General features: G+C 71.8%; 8 protein-coding genes. 7 read left to right on the top strand and 1 reads right to left on the bottom strand.

The features are described from left to right. On the bottom strand, window positions 1–1,888 hold a 1,888-nt coding region (locus Q0R63_RS14795), incomplete at its 3' end, for an NPCBM/NEW2 domain-containing protein (protein ID WP_295698797.1). Window positions 1,889–2,047: 159 nt separating this feature from the next. Between Q0R63_RS14795 and Q0R63_RS14790 the strand changes: the two genes are divergently transcribed. The 7 genes from Q0R63_RS14790 to Q0R63_RS14760 all read left to right on the top strand — a co-directional run bounded on the left by Q0R63_RS14790 (window position 2,048) and on the right by Q0R63_RS14760 (window position 9,997). Continuing rightward, the gene (locus tag Q0R63_RS14790) at window positions 2,048–4,237 is read left to right on the top strand and encodes an ATP-dependent DNA helicase UvrD2 (protein WP_295698795.1); all 2,190 of its coding nucleotides are present in this window, start codon (window positions 2,048–2,050) and stop codon (window positions 4,235–4,237) included. Between the two features lie 139 nt (window positions 4,238–4,376). Next, a complete protein-coding gene (locus tag Q0R63_RS14785) occupies window positions 4,377–4,652 on the top strand; it encodes a hypothetical protein (RefSeq protein WP_295698793.1) in 276 nt (91 codons plus the stop codon). Between the two features lie 271 nt (window positions 4,653–4,923). After that, window positions 4,924–5,205, top strand: coding sequence for a WhiB family transcriptional regulator (locus Q0R63_RS14780; protein ID WP_295698790.1), 282 nt, complete (start codon window positions 4,924–4,926; stop codon window positions 5,203–5,205). A 113-nt stretch (window positions 5,206–5,318) separates the two neighbouring features. Beyond that, window positions 5,319–5,462: a hypothetical protein gene (locus Q0R63_RS14775; protein WP_295698789.1), complete on the top strand. Its 144-nt coding sequence runs from the start codon at window positions 5,319–5,321 to the stop codon at window positions 5,460–5,462. A 147-nt stretch (window positions 5,463–5,609) separates the two neighbouring features. Beyond that, window positions 5,610–7,169, top strand: coding sequence for an alkaline phosphatase family protein (locus Q0R63_RS14770; protein ID WP_295698785.1), 1,560 nt, complete (start codon window positions 5,610–5,612; stop codon window positions 7,167–7,169). A gap of 54 nt (window positions 7,170–7,223) precedes the next feature. Next, the gene (locus tag Q0R63_RS14765) at window positions 7,224–8,354 is read left to right on the top strand and encodes a GNAT family N-acetyltransferase (RefSeq protein WP_295698783.1); all 1,131 of its coding nucleotides are present in this window, start codon (window positions 7,224–7,226) and stop codon (window positions 8,352–8,354) included. 68 nt (window positions 8,355–8,422) lie between these two features. Beyond that, window positions 8,423–9,997 (top strand): fatty acyl-CoA synthetase, encoded by a 1,575-nt coding sequence (locus Q0R63_RS14760; protein WP_295698781.1) that lies wholly within the window; start codon window positions 8,423–8,425, stop codon window positions 9,995–9,997. Window positions 9,998–10,029 lie beyond the last annotated feature (32 nt).

Genomic DNA, 10,029 nt, shown 5'->3' with positions numbered 1-10,029 from the left:
TGGTGTCCCCGGCGAAGACCTGGAAGATCACGTTGCCCCCGCTCGCCGCCACCTCGTCGTCGATCCCGACCGCGGTGGTGAGGGACGAGCAGGCACCGCCGAGGTAGTAGACGATGTCACTGCTGGCGTTGACGCCGAGGCCCTTGGCGAAGACGGCGCCGCGGATCGTGAGCGGCTTCCCGTCGCCGGCGGCGGTCTCACCGTTGCTCATGTCCTTCTCGACCGGGCCCCAGCCGTTGGTCGCGCTCACCCACGCCACGTCGCTGAGGGGCGACGCGCCCGGCGGCGGCGGCGCGACCACCTCCACGGTGAGGGCGCGGGTGGTCGCGACGACCCGCGAACGGGCCCCCCAGGCGTAGGTGGTGGTGACGGGCACGGCATACGGGCCGGGGGCGGTGCCGGGCGGAGCGGTGACCTTCCACGTCGTCGCGAAGGTCCCGCCCGTCCGCAGGGTGGCCCTCGACCACGGGCTCGTGGCCGTCACCGACCAGCCCGACGGGGCGGCCGTGGTGACCCGCAGGCTCGAGAGGGGGTCCTTACCGGCGTTGCCGACCGTGGTCGTGACGGTGGTCGTGCCGCCGGGGCTGACGGCGGCGTCGGCCCCGGAGTATGCCGTGGGAGACGTCGCGGCCAGCGCGACCGAGGGCGGGAAGGAGGACCAGCCGGGGGTGGTGCGCACCTGCAGCAGGACCGTGCCGTGGGCCGGGACCGAGGCGCTGATCGTGCCCGCGGTCTCGGTCGTCGCCTTCGACCAGAGGTCCTTCATGGTGTAGCCCGCGGCCCGGGGGAGGCCGACCTGTGCCGTCGTGGTCGAGATCGTGGTCGCGACGTCGGTGGAGTTGTAGAGCGCGACCGCCCGGTCACCGTTGGCGAGCGGCTTGGTGAAGACCCTGGTGCCGTTGCGGTCGGCGATGACCTGGCCCTGCACCCCGAGCCGGTCCTGGTCGACGGCGATGACGTCCCGGTTGAGGTAGATCGCCATCGTCGCGGGGGTCGCCTGGCGCAGGTCGGTGCCGATGAGCAGCGGCGCCGCCATGACTGCCCAGAGGCCGAAGTGCGTCTGGTACTCGGTCTGCGCCATACCGCCGTTGCCGACCTCGAGCATGTCGGGGTCGTTCCACGCGCCCGGCCTCGCGGCATACGCGAGGGGGGCGTTCTGGTCGATGATCGACTTCAGGCTGCCCCAGCTGTCGTTGATGTCGCCGGTGGTGCGCCAGAGGTTGCCGATGCTGCCGGCCCACGAGGCCGGGTCGTTGACCCCCCACTCGCAGATGCTGTAGACGATCGGGCGCCCGGTGGCCTTGAGCGCGTCGCCCATCGCCGTGTAGCGCGACTGGTAGTCGGCGAGGGTGCCGTCGGAGGCGTTGTTGCAGTTGTCGTACTTGAGGTAGTCGATATCCCACGTCGCGAAGTCGGTCGCGTCGGTCTGCTCGTGGCCCAGGCTGCCGGGGAAGCCGGCACAGGTCTGCGTGCCGGCGTCCTCGTAGATCCCGATCTTGAGACCCTGGGAGTGGACGTAGTCCGCGGTCGCCTTCATGCCCTCGGGGAACTTCGCCGGGTCGGGCACGAGGTGCCCGTCGGAGCTGCGGGTCCGGGTCATCCAGCAGTCGTCGATGTTGACGAAGGTGTAGCCGGCCGCCTTGAGGCCGCTGCTCACGAAGAGGTCGGCGGTCTGCCGGATGAGCTGGTCGTCGACGTTGCAGCCGAAGGCGTTCCAGTCGTTGAAGCCCATCGGCGGGGTCCTGGCCAGGTGGTTGTCGAGGGCCTGCGCGGGGGCGGCGACCGTCGTGGCCTCGACCACGACGAGCGTGCCGAGAACCAGGGTCGTGGCGGCGAGCGCCGTCACCCACCGCCGCCGGCGCGAACCGGTGCTGCGTCCTGCGTGCATGTCGTGTCCTTCGTCGTTTGAGGAGGGTCCGGTGTAGTCCTCCGGCCGGGGGGTCGCAACCGCAGACCGGTGGGACCTCGACGGGCAGGGTCCCGTCGTCCACAGGCCGCCCGCGCCGGATGCTCCGACGTCGGTGGCGGTAACTACACTCGGGCGGTCATGACTGAGGCGATCGCGTTCCCCACCCCGGCGGTCGCCCGGGCCGTTCCCACCGCCGACGAGGTCCTCGCCTCCCTCGACCCGGAGCAGCGCGCCGTGGCGGCCTCCCCGCTGGGGCCGATGTGCGTGCTCGCCGGGGCTGGGACCGGCAAGACCCGCGCGATCACCCACCGCATCGCCTACGGCGTCCACTCCGGTGCCTACCAGCCGCAGACCGTCCTCGCGGTGACCTTCACCGCGCGCGCGGCCGGCGAGATGCGCACCCGGCTGCGCGGCCTCGGCGTCGGTGGGGTCCAGGCCCGGACCTTCCACTCGGCGGCGCTGCGCCAGCTCCACTTCTTCTGGCCGCAGGCGATCGGCGGCGCCGCGCCCGAGGTGCTGCCGTGGAAGGCCACCGTCGTCGGCGAGGCCGCCTCGCGCCTGCGGATGCGTTTCGACCGCGCGGCGATCCGCGACCTCGCGTCCGAGATCGAGTGGGCGAAAGTCAACCTCCTCACCCCGGAGACGTATGCCGGGTCGGCCCGGACCCAGGGCCGCGACCCCGCGGGCATCGACCTCACCGCGATGGCCCGCGTCTTCGAGACCTACGAGGAGGCCAAGACCGCCCGCGGGGTGATGGACTTCGAAGACGTCCTGCTGATCATGGCCGGCATCCTCGCCGAGCGGGACGACGTCGCCCGCACGGTGCGCTCGCAGTACCGCCACTTCGTCGTGGACGAGTACCAGGACGTCAACGCCCTGCAGCAGCGGCTGCTCGACCTCTGGCTCGGCGAGCGCACCGACCTGTGCGTCGTCGGCGACCCCGCCCAGACGATCTACTCCTTCACAGGGGCGACCCCGGCCCACCTGCTCGGGTTCCCCCGGCGCTTCCCCCAGGCGCAGCTGGTCAAGCTCGTCCGCAACTACCGCTCGACCCCCGAGATCGTCGGGCTGGCCAACCTCGTCGTCCGGTCGGCGGCGCGCGCGTCCACGGGTGCGGCGGCGGGCAGCTATGTCGAGCTGCAGTCGCAGTCCGCATCGGGACGGCCCCCGAGCCTGACCGACCATTCGGACGACCCCGCCGAGGCCCACGCCGTCGCGGCCGACATCGCCGCGCTGGTCGCCGGCGGCCACCCGGCCGCCGAGATCGCCATCCTCTTCCGCACCAATGCCCAGTCGGAGGCGTTCGAGTCGGCGCTCGCGGGGGCCGACGTGCCTTACCTCGTCAAGGGTGGGGAGCGGTTCTTCGCCCGGTCAGAGATCAAGCAGGCGGTGTTGCTCCTGCGGGGGGCGGCCCGCAGCGACGACGCGAGCAAACCGCTGCCCGACCTGGTGCGCGACGTGCTCGGTGGCACCGGGTGGACCCTGACCCCGCCGAGCGCCGGGGGAGCGGTCCGCGAGCGCTGGGAGTCGCTGTCGGCCCTCGCGTCGCTGGCCGACGACCTCGTCGCGGCCCGTCCGGACGCCCGACTGCCCGACCTCGTGAGCGAGATCGTCGAGCGCACCAGCGCGCAGCACGCCCCGTCGGTGCAGGGCGTCACGCTCGCCTCCCTCCACGCCGCCAAGGGGCTGGAGTGGGACACCGTCTTCCTCGTCGGCTGCAGCGACGGGCTGATCCCCATCACCATGGCCGAGGGAGCGGCGGCGATCGAGGAGGAGCGGCGGCTCCTCTACGTCGGGATGACCCGGGCCCGCCGCGACCTGCGGATCAGCTGGGCGACCGCCCGCAACCCCGGGGGTCGGGCCAGCCGGCGCCCGTCCCGCTTCCTCGACGCCACCGCGTCCGTGCTGGGGGCGGGGGCGCGCTCGATGCCGAAGAAGGCAACGGTGTCGACGACGCTCAAGGCCTCGACCCCGGTGACGTGCCGAGGGTGCGGCGCCCAGCTCGTGTCGGCGGCCCGCCGCAAGATCGGCCGCTGCGAGGACTGCCCGCCGACCTACGACGAGGCGACGTTCGAGGCGCTCCGCACCTGGCGACTGACCGTCGCCCGCACCCTCAGCGTGCCGGCCTACGTCGTGTTCACCGACGCGACGCTCACGGCGATCGCCGAGGCCCGCCCGGGCGGTCTGCCCGAGCTGGCGCGGATCACCGGGGTCGGGGCGGTCAAGCTCGACCAGCACGGCGGGGCGGTGCTCGAGATCCTCGGTGGTGCCGACCCCGAGATCGTCGCCGAGAAGTACTCTGCCGCAAAGGAACTGGGCTCTTCCTGAGCCTTCTCAAAAGAAAGTTCCAGAAAAGCCGATAAATAAGTTGTTCGCGCTTCCGCCCCCGGCGTAACCTGACCGAGCAAGTCCAACGGGTTCAGGTGGCCGGTTGGGGCCCACGAGAGACATGAAGGAGGTTGGCCTGATGAAGAACACCACGATGACGAAGGGGATTGTCCCGATGATCGAGTCGCGCACGCGGATCCGCATCGAGCGCTCGCAGTCGGCCCACCTCCTCGCGCCCGTCACCGGTGCGATCTGGGGGACGACTCCGTCCGCCGATGCCCACAGCCCGGCCCTCCGGGGTGGCATCGCTCGAGGATGCGGCTATGCCCCGGCAGCCACGGACCAGCTCCCCACGACCCTCACCACCCCGTTCATGGATGTCGATGACCTCCGCTCCGGGAGACCACCCGTCTGATCGACCTCAGACCGGTCCTCCAGGCCGCGGAACCCGACATCCGGGATCCGCGGCCTTTTCTGTTTCTCCGGGACGTCTCGTCCCGCCGGACAGCACGGGTCGCGGCGAACACCAGGAAGACACGCTGATGACGCAGCACCGCACGACCCACCGCACGACCCACCGAAGAGAACAGCATCACGGCGGCCCCCACCACGGGCCGGCGCGAGGGACCGAGATCAGGCCCCCGGGACACCCCCGGGGAGCCGAGGACGAGAGGGAGGTGTTACCGATGTTGACTGCACTGATCGACCTGACGGCCCGGGTCGAGACGACGGGCATCCCGTGCCGGGAGTACGACTCGGAGCTGTGGTTCGCGGAGAGCCCCGCCGACGTGGAGTTCGCCAAGAGCCTGTGCGCGGTCTGCCCGTTCCAGGCCGAGTGCCTCGTCGGGGCGCTCGACCGGCGCGAGCCCTGGGGCGTCTGGGGCGGACAGCTCCTCGTCCAGGGGGCCGTCGTCGCCCGGAAGCGGCCGCGTGGTCGCCCCCGGAAGGACGACGTCTACGCCGCCTGACGGCACCCGCCGTCGACGACCTCACCCGCGTGACCACCACCTGCGTGACCACCACCTGCGTGACCACGACCTGCGTGACCACGACCTGCTTGACCACCACAAGGAGCATCACCATGTATCAGGCTCAGCATTTTGAGCTCGCTCGACAGAACGTCGAGCAGCGCCTGCGACCCCAACGGGTCCACGGCATCCGTCGCGGAGCGCGGCTGATCCAGCTCGAGATCCGTCGTTCGCGTCGTAGCGGTCACCAGCAGTGACCCGCAGCACGACCCGGAAGCATCCACCGCGGACCTCCGGCACCAGCACCACCATCGCCAGCGCGAGGGCGGGGATGACCATGGTCTCCCCGCCCTCGTCGCCTCTGCGGGCTGTGTGCCCCGCCCCCCTCTGCGAGACTCGCGGGCATGACGCCGCCGTCGCCCGCTGAAGACCGACAGACCCCCTCCGTCGTCCGTTCCGGCACCCGATCCGCCGACCGGGCGGACGACCGTGCGCGTGTCGTCGCCGCGCTCACCACCCCCGAGCTCGCTCCGATCGTCGACCTCGTCCTCTGGGTGGAGGACGTCGACGGCGTCATGACCGCCCACGCCGCGAGCCACCTCGGCCGGGTCGTCCTGCGTCCCGGGGCGCAGCACGAGGTGCTGGCGGGTGTCGACCCCCTGCCCAGCGAGGACGCGATGGCCTTCCTCCCGTATGCCGCCGAGCTCGCCGACCCCTCGCCGGGCAGCTCCCTCGACAACGCCTACCCCCTCGCGGCCGAGCGGATCCTCTCCTTCTTCGCCGACCCGGCCCGCAGCCCCGATGTCGCCGTCGTCCACACGCCCCGACACTTCTACCCCGAGCAGGGCGGCCACGTCGGCGAGCACGGCTCGCTCGACGTCATCCAGTCGCGGGCACCCCTGGTGCTGTCGGGCGCCGGGATCCGGCGGCGCGGTCTCGTCGACGAGCACGCCCGGCTCGTCGATGTCGGCCCGACGTTGGCGGCGCTGGCCGGGGTCCCGGAGGCCGACCTGCACGACGCGGCCGGCCAGCCGCTCGACGGACGGGTGCTGGCGGCATACCTCGACGGGGTCCGGCCCCGCGCCGTCGTCGGCATCCTCTGGGACGGCGCGCACTGCTCCGACCTGGTGCACCTCGCCGAGACCGGCGAGCTGCCGCACGTCGCCCGGCTGATCGCGCGGGGCACGGCGCTGCGCGGCGGCGCGGTCGCCCAGTTCCCGAGCATCACGCTGACCAACCACACCTCGATCCTCACCGGTGTGGGTCCCGGGCGGCACGGCGTGCTGGGCAACGTGTTCTACGACCGCGAGACGGGGGAGCGGGTCGTCCCCAACGACGCGAGCACCTGGCACCGGTCGAGCGAGTGGCTGCGGCCGGGCGTGCGGACGGTGTTCGAGATGGTCGGCGACGCCGTGCCATCGGGCGCCGGCGCGCGGACCGCGAGCGTCGACGAGGCGATCGATCGTGGTGCCGACTACTCGACGATGCAACGAATCCGCGCCAGTGGCAACGCTGCTGGCGCTGGTGGACTCAACGCCGAGCTGCCTGACCCTCGTGCGTCGCCGTTCGTCGTCGACCCGGCGATGCTCGCGGACGCGTCGGTGAGCTGGGCCGTGCAGGTCGACGACCTCGGGCTCCAGCAGGTGCTCCAGCTGTGGGCAGCACCGGAGTCCGCGCCGCGGCTGACGTGGTGGGCCAACATCGTCACGGACGCGGGCCACCACGCGGCCGGTCCCCGGTCGGAGATCGCCCGCGCGACGATGCGCCAGTCCGACGCCCGGCTCGGGGTCTTCCTCGACCGCCTCGAGCAGCAGGGTGTGCTCGACGAGGTCGCGATCGTCCTGACCGCCGACCACGGTTTCGAGGGCTCCGACCCCGCGGTGACGGGGTCGTGGACCGCAGCGTTGGACGATCTCGGGCTTGCCTACCGCGACGAGGGGCCGGGGCTGGTCTACCTGCTGTAAGTCCGCAAGGCCCTGCTTGACGCCTCTTTGGCGCGAGGTTCGGTAGTTTGACCTGTGAGCGATGACCCCTCCTCGCCCGACCGCGGGCGCGTCGTCGCGGGCCTCCCCGGGTTCGCGTCGTGGGCGGGGCGATGGGATCGGTTGGTCGACGAGGTCGGGGCCCCGGTCTCGATGAGGTCGTATTCTGTGTCGGCCTGGGCGCGGGCCCGCCCGGACCGGGCGCTGCGGGTCGTCCTGGTCGAGCGCGACGGCGTCCTCGTCGCGGGCGCAGCGGTGACCGTGCGGCATACGGCCTCGGGTCGGGTGCTCATCGACAAGGCCGGGTCGTCGGAGGAGCCGTTCCGGCTGCTGCACCGGGACGCCTCGGCTGGAAACGCCCTTGCGACAACGCTGCTCGACGCCTGCCGAGGTGAGGACCGGCGGTGGTCGCTGCGGATCGAGGACCTTCCGGAGCTGGACGAGGTGGCGACCCGGCTGCTGCAGGTCACTGCCGCGCGCGCCGTCAGTCACCGAGTGACCCCGACCCCGGTCCTCGATGTCACTTCGGGCCGGCCGGTCGACCAGGTGCTCAGTCGCAACGTCCGCTCCGCGGTCAACCGGGCCCGCAACGTCGCCCGGCGCGAGGGTCGCGAGGTGACGATGACCTGGCACGAGGATCCGCACGAGGTCGAGTCGATGCTGCCCGAGCTCATCGACCTGCACATCCGCCGTAACGAGCAGCTACGCGGGACAGCGCTGCTCAGTGAACGCGTCGAGCGCGAGATCTGGGTCGACACCCTGCGCGGGCACGCCGAGGCCGGGGTGTTGCGCCTGCTCGTCGCGCGTGTCGACGGGAGGCTCGCAGCGTTCGCGGTCGGGCTGCTCGACCACCGACGGCTGTGGGTCTGGTCCAACTACGTGGCGCCTGAGTGGCGGCGCCTCAGCGCCGGGACGCTCGCCAACGCGGAGGTCGTTCGGGCGGCCCACGCCGATCCGGGGATCGACGTCGTCGACTGGGGAGCCGGAGTCCAGCGCTACAAGATGAGCGGCGGGGCGACGCTGCAGCAGGCGCAGACCCTCCGCGTCTGGGGCCGACGACGGGACGCTGTCCGGTGTCGGCTGCGTGGGCGCCTCGACCGGTGGCCAGGGCTGGTGCGTCGGCTCCCTCACCCCCTGCGGAGGGTCTCCGTCCACCGCGGCCGGTGAGCGCGTCTCACCTCGGCGGACGCTGGGCTACCCTGCGAGACAACAGCCGTCGTGCCACAGGAGTCCCGATGTCGATCGAAGCGCTCGTCCAGCAGGCCCGTCAGCAGTCGCTCGGCGACATCCCCCGTCGCACGGCGCAGCGGCTGCCGGACAAGGTCGCGATCATCGACGGCGACACGACGCTGACCTTCCGCGAGCTCGACACGGCCGTCGACCGGGTCGCGGCCGCACTCGCCGACGCCGGCCTCGGCAAGGGCGACCGACTGGCGCTGCTGAGCCACAACTGCTGGCAGTTCGTCGTGCTCGACTTCGCGACGGCTCGCGCGGGCGTGGTCCTCGTGCCGGTCAACTTCATGCTCCAGCCCGCCGAGATCGCCTTCATCCTCGACCACAGCCGCGCCTCGGCGTTCGTCGTCGAGGACGCCCTGGTCTCGGTGGCCGATCAGGCCATTGCGGTGGCAGCGGGAGAGGTCCCCGTGCGGGCGGCGATCGGGGTGTCGGGGGTGACGACCGGTTGGCCGGACCTGCAGGCGTGGGTCGACTTCGACGGCATACCGGCCGAGGTGCCCATGGGCGACGACGACCCGGTGCGGATGATGTTCACCTCGGGGACGGAGTCGCGGCCCAAGGGTGCGCTCCTCACGAGCCGGGCGCTGATGTGGCAGTACGTCTCCTGCGCGATCGACGGCGGGATGAGCGCCGACGACATCGAGCTGCACACCCTGCCGCTCTACCACTGTGCGCAGCTCGACTGCTTCCTCGGCGTCGACGTCTACCTCGGTGCGACGAGCATCCTTCTGCCCGGTCCCGATCCGGCCACGGTCCTGCGGACGATCGCCGAGCAGGGGGTGACGAAGTACTTCGCCCCGCCGACGGTCTGGATCGGGCTGCTGCGCTCGCCGGAGCTCGACACCACCGACCTGTCCTCGCTGCGCAAGGGCTACTACGGCGCCTCGCCGATGCCGGTCGAGGTGCTCAGGGAGATCCAGCGACGGCTGCCCGACGTCGCCCTCTGGAACTTCTACGGCCAGACCGAGATGGCCCCGCTCGCCACCATCCTCGGACCCGACGAGCAGATCCCGTATGCCGGGTCCGCCGGCCGGGCAGCGCTCAACGTCGAGACGCGCATCGTCGACGACGACGACCAGCCGGTGCCGTCCGGGACAGTGGGCGAGATCGTGCACCGTTCTCCCCACGCGACGCTCGGCTACTACGCGGACGACGCGAAGACGGCCGAGGCGTTCCGCGGCGGGTGGTTCCACTCCGGCGACCTCGGCTACGTCGACGCCACCGGCCACCTCTACGTCGTCGACCGCAAGAAGGACATGATCAAGTCCGGCGGCGAGAACGTCGCGAGCCGCGAGGTCGAGGAGGCCGTCTACACCCTTGGCGGCGTGGCCGAGGTCGCCGTCTTCGGCATCAGCCATCCCCGCTGGGTCGAGGCCGTCGCCGCGTTCGTCGTGGCCAAGCCCGGGGTCGAGCTGACACCGGAGGCCGTCATCGCCCACAGCAGGACGGTGCTCGCCGGCTTCAAGGCGCCGAAGTACGTCGTCGTCGCCGAGTCGCTGCCGAAGAACCCCAGCGGCAAGATCCTCAAGCGGCAGCTGCGTGACCAGCACGCCGACCTCGCGGCCGGCGAGTGACCGGCTCCGCGGGTTGAGGTGATCCGCGGTGC

Origin of the sequence: Lapillicoccus sp., assembly GCF_025353065.1 — a bacterium.
Classification (GTDB): domain Bacteria; phylum Actinomycetota; class Actinomycetes; order Actinomycetales; family Dermatophilaceae; genus Lapillicoccus.
This window is presented reverse-complemented; position numbering and strand designations above follow the sequence as displayed.